The sequence below is a fragment of the Idiomarina sp. X4 genome (assembly GCF_002808045.1).
In the GTDB taxonomy this organism is placed as follows: Bacteria; Pseudomonadota; Gammaproteobacteria; order Enterobacterales; family Alteromonadaceae; genus Idiomarina.
The window spans coordinates 2032825-2053803 of sequence record NZ_CP025000.1; the positions used below are offsets into that span (position 1 = coordinate 2032825).

Consider the following 20979-nt stretch of genomic DNA (forward strand, 5'->3'; position numbering starts at 1 on the left):
GATCGACGCAATTGGTTAGTTGCTTTTATTTTGTACGTTTTTGACAGAAAAAACGACCTCAACGGATGCCTCTATTGTTTGTTGACCCGGCAGCGACACTTTGTCCGAGCGAACGCTAGCTTCTGCCATTTGCATCATGAAAGGGCGTGAAATTGAGCGCTCGGTAATGCTTAACGTTCCGGTGAGAGCAAGACCAGCGGTTTCAGCCAACTGCTCCGATTTCATTTGTGCCTGTTTATAGGCCTGAATGAGTGCTTGCTGATAAAGCGCCTGTTGGTTACTAATTTCAAACTGAATTTGTCCAACCCGGGTGACGCCCCGAGACAATGCTAAATCAATCACGTTGTCATAGTTTTCAGGGTTACGGAGAGTGACCTTTATTTCTCGTCGCACGATAAAGCCACTTTGTTTGGTTTTACCGTCAGAGTCCTGTTCGTACTGAGGGTATATTTGCAGCTGATAAGACTGGATGTCTTTTTCGGCTACGTCTTTTTTTAATAAATCGCTTAATAGGCGTTCAGTGGTATTGTCGACCACCGTCTTTTGTGAGCTGAGCTTATTGCCACGCTCCTCAACCCAAAACGTCACTCGCATTAAATCTGGCACCGCGTTGACGCTGCCATTGCCAGTTGCCGTGATACGCTGCTCTGCTGCTTGAGTGACTTGGTGGAATCCGGCTGTAAGAACTAACAGACAAACCGAAAGAACGCTTGATTTTAAGTAACTCTTGGTCATGATTAGTGTCCCTGTTTAGAATTCCCATAACGCTTAGCTATGGAGTATAGGTCATGGGTGAAAGTTCAGAAGAATATGATGAAAACGCACTGCGAGACTCGGTGTTTCGCCTGTTAGGTCGCCGTGAACATAGCTATCAGGAGCTACAACGAAAGCTAATTCAAAAGCGCTGGCCCACTAAAATGGTGGACGAGATATTGGCGGACTTTAAAGAAAAGGGCTGGCAAAGCGACGAGCGGTTTGCCGAAATCTTTATACGTGAAAAGGTGTCTCAAAAGCAAGGGCGGCTTAAAATTCTGGCGCAAGCTACCCAGCAAAAAGGGTTGTCGATAGAGCTTGTCGAGCGGCTATTGGAAGAAATGGAAATAGACTGGTTTAGTTTGTGCTCTGAATTGAAGGAGCGTCGTTTTGGCGATGAACCACCGAAAGATCAAAAACAATGGATGAAACAAGTGCGCTTTTTGCAGCAACGAGGCTTTAACTCAGAGCAAATATTTGCTTGTGTCAATCGACCAGAGAGCTAGGCTGAGCAATGACTTCGTGATAATCTAACAGTATATTAGTAATTAAACCCACAGTCTTTTGAAAAAGCGAGTAGGACAAACTATGAGCATGAACAGTGCCCAAATTCGTGAAACATTTCTCAGTTATTTTGCGAAGCGAGGACACGAAAGAGTGCCTTCGGCATCAATGATACCGGGCAATGACCCAACGTTATTATTTACTAATGCGGGTATGGTGCCGTTTAAAGATGTATTTTTGGGAACCGATAAGCGTCGTTACGACAAAGCAACTTCGGCACAACGTTGTCTGCGTGCCGGCGGTAAACATAATGACCTGGAAAACGTCGGTTATACCGCACGTCATCACACTTTTTTTGAGATGATGGGTAACTTTAGCTTTGGCGACTACTTTAAAAAGCAAGCGATTGAATACGCGTGGGACTTTCTCACCAGTGAGTTGAAACTACCGGCTGAAAAGCTGTGGGTGACTGTTTTTACAGAAGACGATGAAGCTTACGATATCTGGGCAAAAGATATTGGTGTACCGGAAGATCGCATCTCTCGCATTGGTGAGGAAGATAATTTCTGGTCGATGGGTGACACTGGCCCTTGTGGACCATGCTCGGAAGTATTTTACGACCATGGCCCGGATGTTTGGGGCGGTCCTCCGGGTACGCCGGAAGAAGAAGGTGACCGCTACATTGAAATTTGGAACCTGGTTTTCATGCAATATAACCGTCAGGCAGATGGCACGCTTGAGTCTTTGCCAAACCCATCAATCGATACAGGAATGGGGTTGGAGCGTATTTCTGCCATTATGCAGAATGTTCATAGTAACTACGAAATTGATCTGTTTCAGGCCCTTATTCAATCAGCAGCGAAAATTATTGGTACGGACGATTTAGATAATAAATCACTGCGTGTTATTGCGGACCATATTCGTTCATGTTCGTTCTTAATCGCTGACGGCGTGATGCCTTCAAATGAAGGACGCGGCTATGTCTTGCGCCGTATTATTCGCCGTGCAGTGCGACACGGTCACTTACTTGGTGCGAAAGCAACGTTTTTCTTCCAGCTGGTTGATGAGCTTGTTAACCAGATGGGTGACGCGTATCCGGAACTGGTAGAAAAGCAGGCAGTTATTAAAGATGCATTGGAGCGTGAAGAGCAGCAGTTTGCCCGCACGCTTGAGCGTGGTCTGGCAATACTGTCTGATGAGATCAGACAGCTTGATGGCAGAGTTATTCCGGGTGACGTGGTCTTTAAGCTTTACGACACTTATGGCTTCCCGGTTGACTTAACCGCTGACATTGCGCGTGAGCAAGAGCTAACCGTTGATGAAGCAGGTTTTGAAAACGCCATGGCAGAGCAAAGACAAAGAGCACAGCAAGCTTCTCAGTTCGGCATGGACTATAACGAGCAAATTAAGTCCGAGCATAAAACAGCGTTCACAGGCTACGAACAAATAGATGGCGATTCTAAGGTCGTTGAATTGTTCAAAGAAGGAAAACCTGTTAAGAGCTTAGAAGCAGGAGAAAGCGGTATTATTGTGCTGTCAGAAACACCGTTTTATGCAGAAAGCGGCGGCCAAACAGGCGATACCGGTAAATTGGTTGCGAATGGTGGTGTGTTTGAAGTGACTGATACGCAGTATATTGGCAAAGCGATTGGGCACCATGGTAAAGCGTTATCGACCATTCAACTCAATGATTCGGTAAAAGCTGAAATTGATGCTGAGCGCCGTGAAAATATTAAGCGGAATCACTCGGCGACACACTTAGTGCATGCCGCACTGCGAAACTTATTAGGGGATCATGTTACTCAAAAGGGTTCTCTGGTTGAAGCGGATAAAATGCGCTTTGACTTTTCGCACTTTGAGCCGGTTTCAGCAGAGCAAATTGCTCAAATTGAGCGTGAGGTGAATGCGCAAATCCGCGCTAACTTGTCGCTTGAAACTCAGTTAATGGACATTGAAGAAGCAAAAGCCGCTGGCGCAATGGCTTTGTTTGGTGAAAAATACGATGAGCAGGTTCGTGTAGTGCGTATGGGCGACTTCTCAATGGAGTTGTGTGGCGGTACGCACGTTCGTTCTACTGGTGATATCGGTCTGTTCCGTATTATTTCAGAAAGCGGCATAGCGTCCGGCGTTCGTCGTATTGAAGTGGTAACCGGTGAAGCTGCGGTGCGTTATACTCAAGGACAGCAGGCGTTACTGAACCAAATTGCTGGAGAAGTTAAAGCCAAACCAGACAATTTAATTGAGAAAGTTCAGCAGTTACTGCAAAAACAACGTGAATTAGAGCGTCAGAATGATCAATTGCAGAAGAAGCTCGCCTCGCAGGCTGGAGGCGGTTTGGTTTCGCAAGCCGTTGAAATTGGCGGTGTCAAAGCGATTATTGCTGAACTTGATCAAGCAGACCCTAAATCACTGCGTGAATTAGTTGATGACCTGAAGAACCAAATTGGTTCTGGTGTCGTATTACTAGGAACTGCGAATGGCTCAAAAGTGAGTTTGATTGCTGGGGTAACTGGTGATTTAACGGCTAAAGTCAAAGCAGGGGATTTAGTCAATCAAGCCGCTAATGTGGTTGGTGGCAAGGGTGGTGGTCGACCCGATATGGCGCAAGCCGGAGGATCACTGCCTGAACATTTAAATGAAGCCTTGGCTACGGCAACAACTTGGTTAGAGCAGCATTTATCGTAACTTGGAGTTATGAGTTTCGTTATAGTGTAATCGCTATCATTATTGGTAGACTGCTTACATCAATTTAGGGAAACGTTCGATTGTTGCGGTAACATCGGGACAGTATTGAAGGAGCAATTATGCTAATTTTGACACGCCGTGTAGGTGAGACACTAATGATAGGTGATGATGTTTCGGTCACTGTCCTTGGCGTAAAAGGGAACCAAGTACGTATTGGTGTAAATGCCCCGAAGGATGTTTCCGTCCATCGAGAAGAAATTTACATGCGCATTCAGTCTGAAAAAGACGATGAACATGACGAGAAAGAATAATTAGAAAAAACCGGCTTTTGCCGGTTTTTTTATACTTTCTTCCTAATTTGTGGAAAAATCCAACGAGATGGTCAATTATCCCACACTTGAACCATTGTTTTTAAAAAACCAATTGACATTATTGCCAACATCGCTAGAATTCACGCCACAACGATTTGGAGAGGTGGCCGAGTGGCTGAAGGCGCTCCCCTGCTAAGGGAGTATAGGGTTTGTAGCCCTATCGAGGGTTCGAATCCCTCCCTCTCCGCCATTCGTTAAGTGAAAATTAGCGCCCGTAGCTCAACTGGATAGAGTACCTGGCTACGAACCAGGCGGTTAGAGGTTCGACTCCTCTCGGGCGCGCCATTTTCACAAAAAACACTTCAGGCAATGCGCCCGTAGCTCAACTGGATAGAGTACCTGGCTACGAACCAGGCGGTTAGAGGTTCGACTCCTCTCGGGCGCGCCATTTCCTTTACTTTCCCTTATAGTCTACTTTCTTATTTCTTTTGCTATTTCGCTTATTTAGCTCTTGAATACCGATTATTTCGCACTGCAAATTCTTGCGCGACTTGCTACCATAGTATTTAATAAATTTATAACAATTTGCAGTCGTTTCGAGGTGTCTTTTGCAAGAACTACTTACCCAAGCAGCTCAGCTCATGCTCGTTGGTATGGGTGCTGTCATTGTCTTTTTATGCATATTAGTTGTCTGTATGGCCGTCATGAAATGGTTGATACCGACGCCTTCGTTAGCACCACAGACACCGAATCAACCTCGCTCTGACGCTTCCGCAGGGAAGTCACCGACATTGGTTGCAGCAGTATCAGCTGCCGTACATCAATATCGTCAGCGCCATTCGGCCGCAGAAAACAAGGAGATGTCTAAATGAGTAAGCCTTTGCTGTTAACTGAGCTTGTTTTAAGAGATGCTCACCAGTCTTTATTAGCGACCAGAATGCGCTTAGACGACATGTTACCGATAGCGGAAAAGCTGGATAAAGTCGGTTATTGGTCAATGGAGTCCTGGGGCGGAGCAACCTTTGACTCTTGTATTCGGTACTTAGGCGAAGATCCGTGGGAACGTATTAGAGAGCTCAGTAAGGCAATGCCAAACACACGCCAGCAAATGCTGCTACGAGGGCAGAATTTATTAGGCTATCGCCACTATGCGGATGACGTCGTGCGTCGCTTTGTCGAACGGGCGAAAGATAATGGTGTGGATGTGTTCCGTATTTTTGATGCTATGAACGACGTTCGCAACTTAAAAACGGCGATAAAAGCAGCGAAGGATGTTGAAGGACATGCTCAGGGTACCTTGGCTTACACCGTAAGTCCTGTGCATACGCTGGATAAGTGGGTTGAGATGGCACAAGAGCTTGAAGACTTGGGCTGTGACTCGTTATTCATTAAAGACATGGCCGGCTTGCTGCGACCGAACGATGCTTACGATTTAGTCAGTGCGTTGAAAGAAAAGACTGACTTACCGATTTCTATGCAATGTCATGCCACGACTGGTTTGAGTGTGGCGACTTACCAGAAGGCCATTGATGCGGGTATTGATATGCTCGATACCGCTATTTCGTCGATGAGCATGACCTATGGTCACTCACCAACGGAAACATTGGTGGCGATGACGGAAGGCACGGATAGAGATACAGGCTTGTCACTACCCGATTTAGCGGAGATTGCGTCTTACTTCCGCGATGTGCGAAAAAAATACGCTAAGTTTGAAGGTTCACTGAAAGGCGTGGATGCTAGAATTCTGCTGGCCCAGGTGCCTGGCGGCATGCTGACTAATATGGAAAACCAGCTGAAAGAACAGGGTGCGATTGATAAGTTTGATGAGGTATTAGAAGAGATACCTAAAGTCCGTGAAGATCTTGGTTTTATTCCACTGGTGACACCAACTTCTCAAATTGTGGGAACGCAAGCGGTACTTAACGTATTAAGCGGTGAGCGTTATGCCAACATTTCAAAAGAAACTGCAGCGGTTCTCAAAGGTGAGTACGGTGCTACAGCGGCAGAGGTGAATAAAGAGCTGCAAAAACGTGTGTTAGATGGTGATGACCCTATTACCTGTCGTCCGGCTGACTTAATTGATGATGAAATGGACGCACTGACTGAAGAGCTGAAGAAAACAGCAAAAGAGCAGGACATTCGTTTGGCCGATAATGTTGAAGACGACGTATTGACCTACGCGCTGTTCCCACAAATCGGTCTTAAATTCCTGAAAAACCGCGATAACCCGGATGCTTTTGAGCCAGCCCCGGAAGAGCCAGGTGAAGGTTCGTCTGAAGGAGATCAGGCGCAGCCCGCTCCGGCACAATCAAGTGGCAGTGTCGAGCTTTATGATGTGGAAGTCGACGGTCAGAAGTTCAGTGTAAAAGTGGGTCCTTCTGGTCAGGTTGACTCAGTAGAAGCGCAAAGTTCAGGTAACAAACAGTCAGCACCGACATCCCAAAATGGTGGTGCAAGCGGTGGTGAAGGAACAACGATTAAAGCCCCATTAGCGGGGAATATTTTCAAAGTCGTCGCAAAGGAAGGCAGTCAGGTTAAAGCCGGAGATGTCGTTCTGGTCATGGAAGCAATGAAAATGGAAACCGATATTAAAGCGGAAAATGACGGTACCGTGAACGCGATTCATGTAAAAGAAGGCGATGCGGTAACAGTTGGCGATAGCTTAGTAACGGTGGGTTAACATGGATAAGTTAATGACTTTGTGGGAAACCACCGGTATTTCCGCAATGACGCTGGGCCAGTTCAGCATGATATTGGTCGGCGGGTTATTGTTGTACTTAGCGATATCGAAAAAATTTGAGCCGTTACTGCTATTGCCAATCGGCTTTGGCGCAATACTGGCCAACATTCCGCTGGCTGGGTTCACCGAGCCGGGCGGAGTGTTGTATTACGTCTATTCGGTTGGTATCGACACTGGCGTGTTTCCATTGCTGATTTTTATGGGGGTCGGAGCATTAACAGATTTTGGTCCGTTGTTGGCAAACCCTAAGATGCTGTTTCTGGGCGGCGCCGCTCAGTTCGGTATTTTCGCAACATTGTTTGGAGCCATTGCTTTGAACATTGTTCCGGGCATTGAGTTTTCAATGTCAGATGCGGCTGCTATTTCAATTATCGGTGGTGCTGATGGACCCACTGCAATATTTCTGGCGTCAAAATTAGCTCCGGATTTATTAGGTGCCATTGCGGTCGCAGCATACTCTTACATGGCGTTGGTGCCGATTATTCAGCCACCAATTATGAAGTTGCTTACTACTGAAGAAGAGCGTCAGGTTAAAATGGAGCAGTTACGACCCGTCGCACGCCGTGAAAAGCTATTTTTCCCGCTTATCGCAATTACCTTAACATTATTATTTCTACCGTCGGCAACACCGTTGGTTGGCATGTTCTGTTTAGGTAACTTAATGCGTGAATCAGGAGTTGTTGAGCGGCTGACCAAGACAACCCAGAATGAGCTGATTAACATCGTGACTATCTTCTTGGGCTTAGCCGTAGGCTCAAAGCTTCAGGCGGATCAGTTTCTAAGCTTCCAGACATTGGGTATTTTATTACTTGGTGCAATTGCTTTTGCGATAGGTACGGCAAGTGGGGTGCTTATGGCGAAGTTAATGGCGAAGTTTAGTAAAGATCCTATCAACCCGCTTATTGGGGCGGCAGGTGTTTCTGCGGTTCCCATGGCAGCGCGTGTTGTGAATAAGGTGGGACTGGATTCGAATCAACAGAATTTCCTGTTAATGCACGCTATGGGGCCTAATGTGGCCGGTGTGCTGGGGTCAGCTGTGGCTGCCGGTATACTGCTTGCGCTGGTTTAGTCCGGCTACTCCTCTAATGACTAACGCCCTGTAATAAACATCATCGCCGTGTAAAAAGCGGCGATGACTGCGCTTATAACGGCAATATAGACAAATCCTTTGTACCCTTGCTTAATAGTCCAGCCATTGGTCTTAAGGTATAGCAACCAAAGCAGACTTAGCAGCAGGGGTATTAGAAAAAAGTAACGTATCATAATTAACCTTAAGATTGATGCTGCTGAATAGTTTCCAGATCTTGTGCTGCCTGGTGTGCGAAACGCAAGCGTTTTTCAAGCTCGGTTATTTGGTCAGCGACTTTATCAATTTCACCTTCCGCCATAAAAGACTCTAAATCAGCGGCTTTATTTTTAAGCTGCGTAAAGCCTAAGTTAGCTGCTGCACCTTTCAATGAGTGAAAATAACGTTTGGCGCTATCATGTTGGCCGCGCGTGATAAAGTCTGACACCTTGGTCGCACTACCTTGATAGCTCTCGTAAAGCTGCTCTACCAGTTTTAAATACAATTCAACATTGTATTGTAGTCGAGCGAGGGCAGACTCAAAATCAATCCCTTTGACTTGTGGTATTTTTATTGGCGTATTAGTCGTTGGTTCCGGCTGCTCATCTACAGCTCCAGTATTGTTGGCGTTTTCATCCGAATAGTCACCGGGAACTGCCCATTTTGAAATTGCTTTCAGTAGCACTTTTTCGTCAATGGGTTTAGGTATATGGCCTTGCATACCCGCCGCCAGCGAACGCTCTTCATCGCCGCTCATTGCATTGGCTGTCATGGCCAGAATGGGCAGTTGTTTGTATGTGAACTCAGTTCGAATCTGTTGTGCAGCTTTAAGTCCATCCATCACTGGCATCTGAATATCCATAAGTACGATGGCGTAATTTTTTTTGCGCACCGCCTCTACAGCAAGCTGACCGTTCTCTGCGATATCAACCTGAAACTTATGACTGCTGAGTATCTCACGTGCTACCTGTTGGTTAATTTCGTTGTCTTCCACAACCAATACGGGCGCGCCAATCAGATTATCAGGAATACTACCTGATGATTCCGGACTGATTTCTTCGTCAATATCCCGGTGCAGCAGTGTCGAGGTTAAACTGCGTCCAAGTGTCGATGCAGTAAATGGCTTCGATAAAATATCGTTTACACCAGCACGTTTGGCTTTTTCCGACAATTCTTCAGCGTAATAGCCGGTAGCTAACGTTAGCTTAGGACGTATATCGGCATCGTAAGTTTGAGTTATTTTCTCGCACAATTGCAAACCGTCCATACCCGGCAATCGCCAGTCAACGAGTAGTAACTCGTATGGGTTGCCTTCCTGAACGGATTCTTCGAAGACTTTAAGCGCTTGCTCCGCAGTACGGCACACTTTGACGTCAACTTTATAACTGCGCAGCATTTCATAAAGCATTTCGCGAGTACTTAAATTGTCATCAACCGCCAAAATTCGTTTATCAGTTAAGTGCTTCAGCAGATATTCGTGGTGGCTGTTGTCTTGCTCGCGCTGCACCGGCAGTTGTATCTCGATATAGAAAGTCGATCCTTGTTCAACTGCACTCGTCACACCGATATCACCTCCCATCAAGAGAATGAGTCTACGGGATATCGCAAGACCAAGCCCGGTGCCACCATACTTGCGTGTGGTTGAGGTATCGGCCTGAGTAAACTCTTTAAATAAATTGGCTCGTTGTTCTTCGTCCATGCCAATACCGGTATCGGTGACTGAAATACGCAGCAGAACGTCGCTGTCTGAGCTGTCGAGCAAGTTAACCGCAACATTGATCTCACCGTCTTCGGTGAACTTTATGGCGTTGCTAATGAGATTCACAAGTACCTGGTTTAAGCGCAGCGGGTCACCAATGAGTTTAGTGGGAATATTGGCCGGTAAATTAATAATGAACTCGAGATCTTTGTCGTAGGCGCGATAGGCAAACATGTCGGCTAACGACGTCAGTACGTCTTGCAAATCAAACGGTATTTCTTCAACGGTCAGTTTACCGGCATCAATTTTTGAAAAGTCGAGGATGTCATTAATCACACCTAACAACGCTTGCGAGGACGAGTCGATGACTTTGATGTAGCGTTTCTGCTTCTGATTCAACTCCGTTTTAAGGCACAAGTTAGCCATACCGACAATGGCATTAATCGGTGTGCGAATTTCATGACTCATGTTAGCAAGAAACTCGCCTTTAGAGCGGTTAGCATTTTCTGCGGTTTCTTTGGCCTTTTCCATTTCCTCGGCAACTGATTTAATGCCGGAGATGTCGTAGTAGCTGCCTAAAATACCAATGATGTTACCGTCGTCATCGTGCAGCGGTACACTGGAGTGCTCAACCCAGCGACTCCCCTGAGCGAGGGTTAACTCCAACTCTTCGTTGGTTGAGGGTTGTTGTTCTTCAAATGTCGTCTGGTCTTTCTTCCGGAGAATTAAGTTATTGGCGAGTATTGGAATATCACTATCTGATTTCCCGGTAATAGCCTCTGGCTCAAGACCTAAGTCCTTAGCAAAAGCCTCGTTGCCGCCGAGTAAATTTAGCTCAGAATCGCGCCAGTAAACCCGAGTCGGCAAGTCATTAAAAACTTGTTCAAAAAGCTGCATTGAGTCAGATGACAAAAACGGCTGCCGGAAAGGAGCGGTTAACGCGTTACGGCGTGACCACCACCAAATAGCAATGCCAATAATTAAGCTGAACGTTATCATTGCGACCAGAACGGTGTCGCTCCAGGGGGAAGGCAGCAGCGCGTAAAGCACAAGGCTTGATACTTGCAGAACAACGAAAATCAGCTGTAAAAACGTCCAGAATGAGCTCATGGTAATCCATAACCGAAAGAGGGTTGTATACGTGCGTTAGTCTGCCATGTTGATGGTGAATCGCCAAGCAATATCAGGAAAATTACGACCTCTATCATGGACGTTTAAAGTATTTACCAGTAAGCTTAGCAGCAGAAAATAATCCGTTTTTGTCAGTGGAGTAGTCTCTTGCAAGCCACATTTCAATCAGTTGTAGAAACGCTTAAGCAAAGTGATAAGCCGAATGTTTGGCAGGGAATAAAACGTGGTATCGAGCGCGAAGCCTTGCGTATTAATGAAAATGGCACACTCGCAACAACCGATCACCCTGGTAAGTTAGGTCGTACCTTGACTCACCCAACCATCACAACAGACTATTCTGAGAACCTTCTGGAATTTATTACGCCAGTAGCAACGAATATTGATACTACGTTAAAGCAATTACGTGATATTCATCGGGTTACTTATAATGCTATCGGAGAAGAGTTGTTATGGCCAATGAGTATGCCGTGCTATCTGGGCTCCGACAAAGACATCCGTATTGCTAAATATGGAGACTCTCACTCCGGGCGAATGAAAAGTTTATATCGTCGAGGATTAACTTACCGCTACGGAGCGACCATGCAAGTCATTGCGGGGGTTCATTATAACTTCTCAGTATCCGATGAGATGTGGGAGCAGCTCGCGCAAATTGACGGCGAGGTGAATGACAGTGATTATCGCAGTAAAAGATATTTCGGTTTAATTCGTAACTTCAAACGAATTGCCTGGGTTATTCCCTATTTGTTTGGCGCATCACCGGCATTGTGTAAGTCGTTTTTCACCCAGACCAATAATGAAGAGCTGTTGAAAAAGTGGGACTTTGACACTGTTGGTAAAGGAACGGTGTTTTTGCCTTATGGTACGTCTTTGCGCATGAGTGATTTGGGCTATACCAATAAAGAGCAGGCGACGTTAAAAATTACCTATAACTCTTTGGGGGAGTACGTAGAAGGTTTGCGTAAAGCAATAACTACTCAGTCTCAGCAGTTTTCGAAAATAGGTGTAAAAGTTGACGACGAATACCGTCAATTAAACGACAATATTTTGCAGATAGAAAATGAGTTTTACTCGCCAATTCGGCCTAAGCAGATTGCCCGGGATGGCGAAACGCCAAGTCAAGCTTTAGAACGCGGTGGGGTTGAGTACATTGAAATAAGAGCGCTGGATGTGAATCCATTTAGCGACGTGGGGATTACCGCTCAACAAATGCGCTTCCTCGATTTGTTATTGTTGCACTGTTTGTTGCAGCCAAGTGACGAGATGACTTGGGAGCAGCAGCAACAAGCGGATAAGAATTTTACCAAAGTGGTTATGCAAGGCCGTAACCCACGCTTAAGTCTGGCGCATAACGGTATCGACAGACTAATGGCTGACTGGCTTGAAGAGCTGTTTGCCGATTTTTCGCTGTTGGCAAAAACGCTGGACAACTCGAGTCATTCGAAGGACTATCAGAATGATTTGGCGGACTTGTACGAATGGGTTTTGAACCCGGAGCGAACACTTTCCGGGCAAATTATGCATCAGCTACAGTCTGAAAACTGGGACAACAGCCGCATAGGAATGCTTTTAGCGAAGCGATATCGTCAGCAAATGATAAGTTCGGGTCTTGAGTTATACAGTCAGGCTGATTTTAGTGAATGGGCCCAGAGTTCAGAAAAAGCATTCAATGATCGGTATGAACAAGACAATAAGGTCGACTTTGACACCTTTTTAATGAATTATTTTGAAAGTGCGAAGCAGCCGGGACGTTAGCTTTTTTATATGACACATAAAAAAACGCAGCCAATGTTGGCTGCGTCAAATAAAACGTTCAGGGGATGAACAAATACGTTAACTCTCAATGTGTTCATATATTCAGAGTAACCTATTTGAAGAAAGTTCAATGAAAATACATTTTTTTAAGCCAGTTAACCGAATCACCTTTTCAGCTGCGGCTTTTGCTGTTCTGTTAAGTGGTTGTGCAACCCCACCCCCTGAAAACCCAGAGAACATTTGTGCTATTTTTGAAGAGCATCGCGATTGGTATGACGCTGCCGAAGATGCACGTGAACGTTGGGGCGTTCCTATTCATGTTCCTATGGCTATGATGTATCAGGAAAGCTCTTTTAAGCATGATGCGCTGCCGCCTAGAGATTATTTATTAGGTTTTATTCCGTGGGGGCGGGTCAGTTCCGCTTACGGGTATTCGCAAGCAAAAACTATGACTTGGGAAGACTATCAGCGTGAAACAGGCAACAGTTGGGCAAGTCGCTCTTCATTTGAAGATGCTATCGACTTTATGGGTTGGTTTATCTATAAAACGTACCAAGTCAATGGTGTTTCAAAGTGGGACGCTTACGGACAATACCTGAATTATCATGAGGGTTGGGGCGGCTATCAACGCAAAAGTTATTTGAAAAAGCCTTGGTTGGTTCGCGTATCAAAAATTGTTAAGCGCCGCTCATTAACGTATGCGACGCAGCTCAAGACTTGCGAAGAAGACTTGCAAAAAGGTTGGTTGTGGCGCCTTTTCTTTGGTTAGTCATTTTGGGTTTCTGTCGGTGCCTTGTAGAGTTCAGGCAAAACCCGAGCTTGTTTAATCATGGTGTCACCGACTTCAACCAGCTCTACCGGATAGCCGCCAAGGCGCAGGCATAAGCGTGAGTCTGGTATATCACCAAACTGTTCGATGATAAGACCACTGAGTGTTTTCGGACCATCCGTCGGGAAGTCCCACTCCATTTCTTTATTCAGTTCGCGAAGGTTTGCTGACCCGTCTACTACGTAAACACCATCGCTTTCTTGAGTCACCGACTCGCTTGGGGCCGGTGCCATCGTAGTAGTGAAGTCACCGACAATTTCTTCCAGGATATCTTCCAGTGTTACTAAGCCTTGAATATCGCCGTATTCATCAACGACTAGCCCTATGCGCTCTTTACTGCGCTGAAATTTTAATAGCTGGACATTGAGTGGCGTGCCTTCTGGAATAAAGTAAATATCCCGTGCGGCGCGCACTAATATAGACTTGTCTGCATTAAACTGGTTTTTCGTCATTAGCCGCATGACATCGCGAGCGTGCAGGAAACCTACGGCGTCGTCTATTTCGTTACGGTAAAGCAATACCCTGGTGTGTTGCCCATTGGACAATTGCTTGACGATAGACTTCCACTCATCATTAATGTCGATGCCGATAATTTCATTACGTGGCACCATCACGTCTTCTACGGTTACCTTTTCTAAGTCAAGTATGCTGACCAACATCTCCTGGTGAGAGGTGGGTATTAAATTTCCCGCTTCATTAACCACTGTCCGAAGCTCTTCGGTACTCAGTGCATCAGCCATACCAGACTGTTTTGGGTTGACTCCCAGGAGCCTCATGAATGAGTTGGTTATTGCATTAACGCCAATGACCACCGGGTACATGACCTTAAGCAAGGGCAGCAAAATTAATGAACTTGGAAAAGAGATCTCTTCTGGGTGCAGCGCGGCAATCGTTTTAGGGGTTACTTCTGAGAATATGAGGATGATAAGAGTCAGGCCGAAAGTAGCGACGACAATACCAGCGTCACCAAACCAGCGCAAACAGATAATAGTAGCTATCGCTGAGGCACCAATGTTGACCAAATTGTTGCCAATAAGAATAAGACCAATGAGCCTGTCGGGACGGTCTAATAAATGCTGGACGCGCTTGGCTCCGCGGTGATTACTTTGCACCAGATGTCTTAGGCGATACCGGTTTATCGACATCATCCCGGTTTCAGAGCCTGAAAAGTAAGCGGATAAAAATATCAGTACGGCTAAAATAACGAGCAACAGGCTCGTCGATATCTCGTCCAACGGTTATTTCCTTACGTTAACTTAGAATGTGACAATTTAGAGTGCTGAGCGATGAAGTCAAGGGTTGTTTAGCCTATTAAGAAGTCTTTCACAAAACGACTTCCAAAATACCCAAGCGTGAGTAACGTGCTAGCCGTCAACGTCAATAGAACAATGAGCCGCCCACGTAGGCCGGAAACTCTATGTAAAACAAGCGCAATTAAGTAAATGACGGCTGCCAGGCTGGTTAATATGGTCTTATGTGCTTGATTCTGGGCAAACATATCTTCTAAAAATAAAAAACCACTGCCCAAGGCAACAAACAGCGCTACGGTGCCAAGTGCCAATAAATTAAAAAAGTTTCTTTCTATGGTCATTAGTGGCGGAAGCTTGTTGAGTAGCGAGTGATTTTTACGTCGTTTTAAAATACGGCTTAAGTAGCTGGTTTGTATTGCGTATAGCGTGGCCAGCGCAAGAATGCCGTAAGCAATTAGCGACAGTGCAATATGAATAAATAACGCATGTTTTGAGCTAATGTCTGCCCCGAGATGAACCGGGGTAAATACCAACAATACACAGGTTAACGCTGAAAACAGATAAATAATGGGCTTAAGAAACAAATTACTGAAGCGCTGGAAGCGAATGAATGAGGTCACGGTGACAAATAGGGCGACCATACTCAGACTGGACGACAGATTAATATGGTCAAAGTCATCAACAGCAAGCTGCTGAACAATAAGCCAACCATGCGCAATGATAGCGATACCTGCGGGAATAATTTGTGACGCTGGCTTATGCTCTTTACCGTTAAATACGGTTTGCAAAATGATGAAAGCACTAGCCGAATAGCCGACGACACTGATTAGCAGCAATATAAAGAGCATCACGCGCTCAGTTTCCCTGATGTTTGTTGTTCTTGATGTTGAGTATACGTTGTCAAACGGTTAAACCCAATACTTTGGGGGGCGAAACTTTCTTGCAATTCGGATATACTGCCCCCATTCACTTTGTACGCCAGAATTCCGAAATTAAAAGAGACGACCGATATGTTTGAAAATTTATCAGAACGCCTATCGCAGACGATGCGTTCTATCGGTGGCCGAGGTCGGCTGACAGAAGATAATATAAAGGAAACGTTACGTGAAGTGCGTATGGCGCTGCTTGAGGCTGACGTTGCGTTACCGGTTGTAAAAGATTTTATCGCAAAGGTAAAAGAACGAGCGGTTGGTACTGAGGTCAATAAAAGCCTGACACCGGGGCAGGTGTTCGTCAAAATCGTCCAGTCAGAATTAGAATCGGCGATGGGCGAGGGTAATGCCCCGTTGCAACTGAATACGCAACCACCGGCTGTGATACTAATGGCTGGCCTGCAAGGTGCGGGTAAAACGACCAGTGTTGGTAAGCTCGCCAAATTCCTCGCCGAGCGTGAGAAAAAGAAAGTGATGGTGGTTAGTGCCGACGTGTATCGACCAGCAGCCATTAAGCAGCTGGAAACCATTGCCGAGCAGGTGGGGGTTGATTTTTTCCCGTCGTCTACCGAACAAAAGCCGGTTGATATCGCCAATGCGGCCATAGCGGCAGCACGTAAACAGTTTGTCGATGTGGTTCTGGTTGATACGGCAGGTCGTCTAGCGGTCGATGAAGACATGATGACGGAAATTCAGCAACTTCACTCAAGCATTAAGCCTATTGAAACGCTGTTTGTTGTTGATGCGATGACCGGTCAGGATGCGGCGAACACGGCAAAAGCATTTAGTGATGCATTGCCTTTAACTGGTGTTATTTTGACGAAAACCGATGGTGACGCCCGTGGTGGTGCTGCATTATCGATTCGCCATATTACCGGCAAGCCCATTAAGTTTCTTGGTGTCGGCGAAAAAACGGATGCCCTGGAGGCCTTCCACCCCGATCGGGTTGCGTCACGTATTCTTGGTATGGGCGATGTGCTGTCGCTCATAGAAGAAGTCGAACAGAAGGTCGACAAGGAAAAAGCTGAGAAAGTCGCCAAGAAAGTCATGAAAAAAGGCCAGTTTTCACTGGAGGATTTTCGCGACCAGCTTGTGCAAATGCGTGAGATGGGCGGCATGATGGGGCTCATGGATAAAATGCCCGGCATGGGTAAAATGACCGATCAAATTAAAGGTCAAATGGATGATAAAATGACGCTGCGTATGGAAGCGATTATTAATTCAATGACCCCACAGGAAAGACGTCACCCCGATGTCATTAAAGGCTCTCGTAAACGCCGTATTGCGACGGGTTCAGGAACACAAGTTCAGGACGTGAACAAGTTACTGAAGCAGTTTATGCAGATGCAAAAAATGATGAAAAAGATGAAAGGCGGTGGTCTTCAGAAAATGATGCGCGGTATGGGTGGGAAACTGCCTCCGGGAATGTTTCCAGGCCGTTAGGAAAAAGCGCGTCAAGCTTGCATTTCAACGAAAAATCAGTAGAATTGCCGAGCCTTCCGACTCAGTCGGAGGGCTTTGCTATTTTTTACATTTAAACAACAGTTATATTGAGGAACGCAATGGTAACCATTCGTTTACAACGTGGCGGTGCTAAAAAGCGCCCCTTCTACCAAATGGTAGTTGCTGACAGTCGCCGTTCACGCGACGGTCGTTTCATCGAGAACGTAGGATTTTTTAACCCGCTAGCTCGTGGTCAGGAAGAAAAACTTCGTGTTGATGTTGACCGCATCGAGCACTGGGTAGGCAAAGGCGCACAATTATCTGAGCGCGTTGCTAAGTTAGTTAAAGATGCAAGCGCTGCGGCGTAAGCATTAATTGTTCAGGGTAGTTAATGATGGCTCAGTCAGAACATATCGTTATAGGTCGCTTAGGTGCGGTGTATGGCGTAAAAGGTTGGCTGAAAGTACAGTCATTTACGCAAGACCCTGAGTCAATATTTGAATACAGCCCTTGGCTGCTCAAACAAAAAGGTGAGCAAACTATCGAAGTCGCTGAGTGGCGTCGCCACAATAAGGGACTGATTGCTCGACTGGAAGGTGTATCCGACCGTGATCAAGCTGCGCGCCTGACCGGAGCGGATATCTGCATTACTGCAGATGAGTTGCCTGAATTAGCTGATGATGAGTTCTACTGGCATGACCTAATCGGTTTGCAAGTGGTGAACCTTCAAGGCTATGACATGGGGGTGGTTGAACAGATAATGCCAACCGCATCGAATGATGTGTTGGTGGTAAAAGCAAATAGCAATGATGCGTTTGGAAAGTCTGAGCGTCTTATTCCCTTTATTCAAAGTGAATATATCACTGAGATTAATCGGGAAGAGAAACGCATTCAGGTTGACTGGCCGTCTGACTTCTAATGGAAGTCCCATTGAAAATTGGTGTTATTAGCTTATTTCCTGACATGTTTTCTGCCGTTACCGATTACGGTGTTACTGGTAGAGCAATAAAGGAAGGTTTATTACAGGTGAGTGTTTGGAATCCTCGTGATTTCACTCACGATCGCCATCGCACGGTCGACGACAGACCATACGGTGGGGGGCCTGGCATGCTGATGATGGTACAGCCTTTGGTTGATGCTATTGAGGCCGCTAAAAACGACCTTGGTCAGGATACGCCGGTTATTTATCTGTCACCTCAGGGGCAAACATTGGATCATAGAGGAGTGCAGTCGCTCTCCGGTAATGATCGAATGATATTAATTGCTGGCCGTTATGAAGGCATTGACGAACGCGTTATTGAAAAGTATGTCGATGCACAATGGTCAATTGGGGACTATGTGTTAAGCGGCGGTGAGCTACCAGCAATGGTGCTGATTGATGCTATTTCAAGATTAGTGCCCGGCGTGTTGGGGCATCAGGACTCTGCAGAGGAAGATTCTTTTGCAAATGGTTTACTGGATTGCCCGCATTACACGAGACCGGAAGTTTATAACGAGCAGCAGGTTCCCTCAGTACTTTTGAGTGGAAACCATGACAAAATACGTCGCTGGCGGTTGCAGCAGTCCTTAGGGCGAACATGGCTGCAACGTCCGGAGTTAATTAAAGACCTAGCTCTGACTGACGAGCAGGAAGCCTTGTTGAGTGAATTTATTGAACAACGGTCATCCAGCTAACAGCGGACAGTTTATCTAGGATAGGAGATATAAAAATGGCAAAAGTTAGCCAAAATATCATTAAAGCTCTTGAAGAAGAGCAAATGAAAAAAGATTTACCTGAGTTTGCACCAGGTGACACTGTTGTTGTAAATGTAAAAGTTAAGGAAGGCAACCGTGAACGTCTGCAGGCGTTCGAAGGTGTTGTTATCCGTGTTCGTAACCGTGGTCTTCACTCTGCATTTACGGTACGTAAAGTATCGAACGGTGAAGGTGTTGAGCGTACTTTCCAAACGCACAGCCCATTGGTAGATAGCATTAAAGTGAAGCGTCGCGGTGCAGTTCGTCGCGCGAAACTTTACTACTTGCGTGAGCGTTCAGGTAAGTCTGCACGTATTCGCGAGAAGCTTTCTTAAGAACGCGATTAAAAAACGAAATAGCAAAGAAAAACCCAGCCTTGAGCTGGGTTTTTTGTTAGCCTAATTGCTATGGAAGAAGACATTGAAATACTCATCCAAATTTTGGCTGAATGTTTGGACTCCCAGCATCACTGGACAGAGCATCAACTCATTGAGGCTTTGCAAGCCCAGCCGTACCAGTTTTTTGATAAAACGGCGCTGCGCGATCCCCTAAACCTGTTTCAAACGCATTTCATTTTGTTCCACAGCTTATATAAGCTGCGTGAACGTTGGCGCTTGCAAAAGAAATATGAGTTATTCATTCATACGCTGAATATTGAATGTCAGCCATGGCAGCAGGGTGAAGAAACGCTAGCCGAAAACGATCCTCTGGCGGAGTATTATTTAGACTTAAGTCAACTGAGCAATACTTCTGAAACCGATGTCGAGTCGATGCTTAATGACTTTTGGGAAAGAATGGGGCAAGATTTTTCTACTAAGCAACGGATGCCGACCGACGAAGCTTGTGAAGTGATGGAATTAACACCGCCGTTGACCGAAAAACAAGTAAAAAAGCAGTATCGTCGCCTGGTACATAAATACCACCCCGATAAAGGCGGTAGTGTTGCTAAGATGCAAAATGTTCAAAAAGCGTACCGCGCTATTTTAGTCAGCCTTAATTAAAGCGATACCCATGAATAAAACACCGCAAGAAAAATTAGACGAGCTAAGGCAGTCGATAGACAGCACCGACGAAGAACTCATCCGCTTACTGGCGAAGCGCGAGGCATTAACCGCCGAAGTCGGTGATGTTAAAAAGGCCTTGCGGCAGCCGCTTTATGTTCCTGAGCGGGAAAACAAAATGATACAGGCGCGCAAACAAAAGGCGATTGAACTTGGCGTGTCAGAAGACTTTGTTGAAGACATTTTACGCCGAATTATTCGCAACTCCTACCAAACCCAAACCGGACAGGCTAGCCAAACTTCAGCCACTCCGGAGAGGCCGGTTATTGTGGTTGGCGGCAAAGGAGCCTTAGGTGCTAAGTTTGTTGAGTTCTTTGAGCAAACTGGTTACCGAACCGTTATTGTCGATAAAGGCGACGCCTGGCCGGATGGCGAGACTTTAAGTCATACACAGTTGGTTGTTATCAGCGTTCCCATTAATCAAACAGAAGCTGTTATCGCGTCATTACCTAAGCTACCCGATGACTGTGTTCTGGCTGATATTACAAGTACCAAAGAAGGTCCGCTAAAAGCTATGCTGAGCGTTCATGCAGGCCCAGTGGTGGGTCTGCACCCAATGTTTGGCCCGACAATAAAGACCTTCGCAAAACAGCTAATAGTGGTTACACCGGGACGTAGAGCAGAAGAGTACCAATGGCTCATGGAACAGCTGTCTAATTGGGGAGCTCATTTATACCAAACCGACGCTGAGGCGCATGATGAAGCCATGGGCTGGGTACAAGCTTTCAGACATTTAAGCACCTTCGTGTATGGTCTGCACATGGCAAAAGAAAATGTCGATATAGATAATCTGCTTAATGTTAGCTCGCCCATTTACCGAATGGAACTAATGATGGTCGGTCGACTCTTCGCACAGAACCCGGAGCTGTACGCCGATATTATGTTGTCTCACGGAGAGCGGACCGAGTCTATCAGCCGTTATCTGAGCTTGTTTTCAGAGTTGCTGGAAGTGCTTAAAGAAGGCAACAAAGACGAATTAATACACTTATACAGCGAAGCACAAACGTATTTTGGTGACTTTTCACAGCAGTTCTTAAAAGAGAGTGAAGCACTGGTTCAGTTGGCTGATGATCAGCGCTTTAAATAGTA

The 20979-nt window shown here is 45.9% G+C and carries 19 protein-coding genes and 3 tRNA genes; 18 read left to right on the forward strand and 4 right to left on the reverse strand.

Features of this window, described 5'->3' with window-relative positions:
• Window positions 1-15: 15 nt before the first annotated feature.
• A complete protein-coding gene (locus CWC33_RS09845; RefSeq protein WP_100691776.1) occupies window positions 16-735 on the reverse strand; it encodes an SIMPL domain-containing protein in 720 nt (239 codons plus the stop codon).
• Between the two features lie 53 nt (window positions 736-788).
• On the opposite strand from CWC33_RS09845, the gene CWC33_RS09850 reads away from it, so the two are divergent.
• The 9 genes from CWC33_RS09850 to CWC33_RS09890 all read left to right on the forward strand — a co-directional run bounded on the left by CWC33_RS09850 (window position 789) and on the right by CWC33_RS09890 (window position 8062).
• Window positions 789-1259: a regulatory protein RecX gene (locus CWC33_RS09850; protein WP_100691777.1), complete on the forward strand. Its 471-nt coding sequence runs from the start codon at window positions 789-791 to the stop codon at window positions 1257-1259.
• An 82-nt stretch (window positions 1260-1341) separates the two neighbouring features.
• Window positions 1342-3942, forward strand: a complete 2601-nt coding sequence (gene alaS / locus CWC33_RS09855) for an alanine--tRNA ligase (protein WP_100691778.1) — start codon at window positions 1342-1344, stop codon at window positions 3940-3942.
• 119 nt (window positions 3943-4061) lie between these two features.
• Window positions 4062-4253: a carbon storage regulator CsrA gene (gene csrA / locus CWC33_RS09860; RefSeq protein WP_053952511.1), complete on the forward strand. Its 192-nt coding sequence runs from the start codon at window positions 4062-4064 to the stop codon at window positions 4251-4253.
• 157 nt (window positions 4254-4410) lie between these two features.
• Window positions 4411-4503: transfer RNA gene (locus tag CWC33_RS09865), tRNA-Ser, on the forward strand.
• A gap of 18 nt (window positions 4504-4521) precedes the next feature.
• A tRNA-Arg gene (locus CWC33_RS09870) sits at window positions 4522-4598 on the forward strand.
• Window positions 4599-4624: 26 nt separating this feature from the next.
• Window positions 4625-4701: transfer RNA gene (locus CWC33_RS09875), tRNA-Arg, on the forward strand.
• A gap of 160 nt (window positions 4702-4861) precedes the next feature.
• Window positions 4862-5125, forward strand: a complete 264-nt coding sequence (locus CWC33_RS09880) for an OadG family transporter subunit (RefSeq protein ID WP_100691779.1) — start codon at window positions 4862-4864, stop codon at window positions 5123-5125.
• On the forward strand, window positions 5122-6933 hold the full coding sequence (gene oadA, locus CWC33_RS09885) for a sodium-extruding oxaloacetate decarboxylase subunit alpha (RefSeq protein ID WP_100691780.1): 1812 nt from the start codon (window positions 5122-5124) through the stop codon (window positions 6931-6933). The genes CWC33_RS09880 and oadA overlap by 4 nt, the downstream gene beginning before the upstream one ends.
• Window position 6934: 1 nt before the next feature.
• A complete protein-coding gene (locus tag CWC33_RS09890) occupies window positions 6935-8062 on the forward strand; it encodes a sodium ion-translocating decarboxylase subunit beta (protein WP_088767828.1) in 1128 nt (375 codons plus the stop codon).
• 202 nt (window positions 8063-8264) lie between these two features.
• On the opposite strand, the gene CWC33_RS09895 is transcribed toward CWC33_RS09890, so the two are convergent.
• Complete coding sequence (locus tag CWC33_RS09895; RefSeq protein WP_100691781.1) at window positions 8265-10868, reverse strand: response regulator; 2604 nt, start codon at window positions 10866-10868, stop codon at window positions 8265-8267.
• 168 nt (window positions 10869-11036) lie between these two features.
• Between CWC33_RS09895 and gshA the strand changes: the two genes are divergently transcribed.
• The gene (gene gshA / locus CWC33_RS09900) at window positions 11037-12641 is read left to right on the forward strand and encodes a glutamate--cysteine ligase (protein ID WP_100691782.1); all 1605 of its coding nucleotides are present in this window, start codon (window positions 11037-11039) and stop codon (window positions 12639-12641) included.
• A 130-nt stretch (window positions 12642-12771) separates the two neighbouring features.
• A complete protein-coding gene (locus CWC33_RS09905; RefSeq protein WP_100691783.1) occupies window positions 12772-13410 on the forward strand; it encodes a transglycosylase SLT domain-containing protein in 639 nt (212 codons plus the stop codon).
• Here the strand turns inward: CWC33_RS09905 and CWC33_RS09910 are convergent.
• Together CWC33_RS09910 and CWC33_RS09915 are read right to left on the reverse strand one after the other, a co-directional pair.
• Window positions 13407-14705 (reverse strand): HlyC/CorC family transporter, encoded by a 1299-nt coding sequence (locus CWC33_RS09910; RefSeq protein ID WP_100691784.1) that lies wholly within the window; start codon window positions 14703-14705, stop codon window positions 13407-13409. The two genes, CWC33_RS09905 and CWC33_RS09910, sit on opposite strands and share 4 nt — an antisense overlap.
• A 68-nt stretch (window positions 14706-14773) precedes the next feature.
• A complete protein-coding gene (locus CWC33_RS09915) occupies window positions 14774-15568 on the reverse strand; it encodes a cytochrome C assembly family protein (RefSeq protein WP_100691785.1) in 795 nt (264 codons plus the stop codon).
• 162 nt (window positions 15569-15730) lie between these two features.
• Between CWC33_RS09915 and ffh the strand changes: the two genes are divergently transcribed.
• From ffh to tyrA, 7 genes are all read left to right on the forward strand, one after another.
• Window positions 15731-17095 carry a signal recognition particle protein gene (gene ffh / locus CWC33_RS09920; protein ID WP_100691786.1) on the forward strand — a complete coding sequence of 455 codons (1365 nt, stop codon included), beginning with the start codon at window positions 15731-15733 and terminating at the stop codon, window positions 17093-17095.
• A gap of 119 nt (window positions 17096-17214) precedes the next feature.
• Entirely contained in the window at window positions 17215-17463 is a 249-nt protein-coding gene (gene rpsP, locus CWC33_RS09925) for a 30S ribosomal protein S16 (protein ID WP_088767834.1), read from the forward strand.
• Between the two features lie 26 nt (window positions 17464-17489).
• Window positions 17490-18014 (forward strand): ribosome maturation factor RimM, encoded by a 525-nt coding sequence (rimM, locus tag CWC33_RS09930; protein ID WP_088769354.1) that lies wholly within the window; start codon window positions 17490-17492, stop codon window positions 18012-18014.
• Window positions 18015-18025: 11 nt separating this feature from the next.
• Entirely contained in the window at window positions 18026-18769 is a 744-nt protein-coding gene (gene trmD / locus CWC33_RS09935) for a tRNA (guanosine(37)-N1)-methyltransferase TrmD (RefSeq protein ID WP_100692324.1), read from the forward strand.
• A 35-nt stretch (window positions 18770-18804) separates the two neighbouring features.
• Window positions 18805-19164 carry a 50S ribosomal protein L19 gene (rplS, locus tag CWC33_RS09940; protein WP_088767835.1) on the forward strand — a complete coding sequence of 120 codons (360 nt, stop codon included), beginning with the start codon at window positions 18805-18807 and terminating at the stop codon, window positions 19162-19164.
• A 72-nt stretch (window positions 19165-19236) separates the two neighbouring features.
• The gene (locus tag CWC33_RS09945) at window positions 19237-19830 is read left to right on the forward strand and encodes a DNA-J related domain-containing protein (RefSeq protein ID WP_100691787.1); all 594 of its coding nucleotides are present in this window, start codon (window positions 19237-19239) and stop codon (window positions 19828-19830) included.
• Window positions 19831-19840: 10 nt separating this feature from the next.
• Window positions 19841-20977 (forward strand): bifunctional chorismate mutase/prephenate dehydrogenase, encoded by a 1137-nt coding sequence (tyrA, locus tag CWC33_RS09950; protein ID WP_100691788.1) that lies wholly within the window; start codon window positions 19841-19843, stop codon window positions 20975-20977.
• The last annotated feature ends 2 nt before the right edge of the window (window positions 20978-20979 follow it).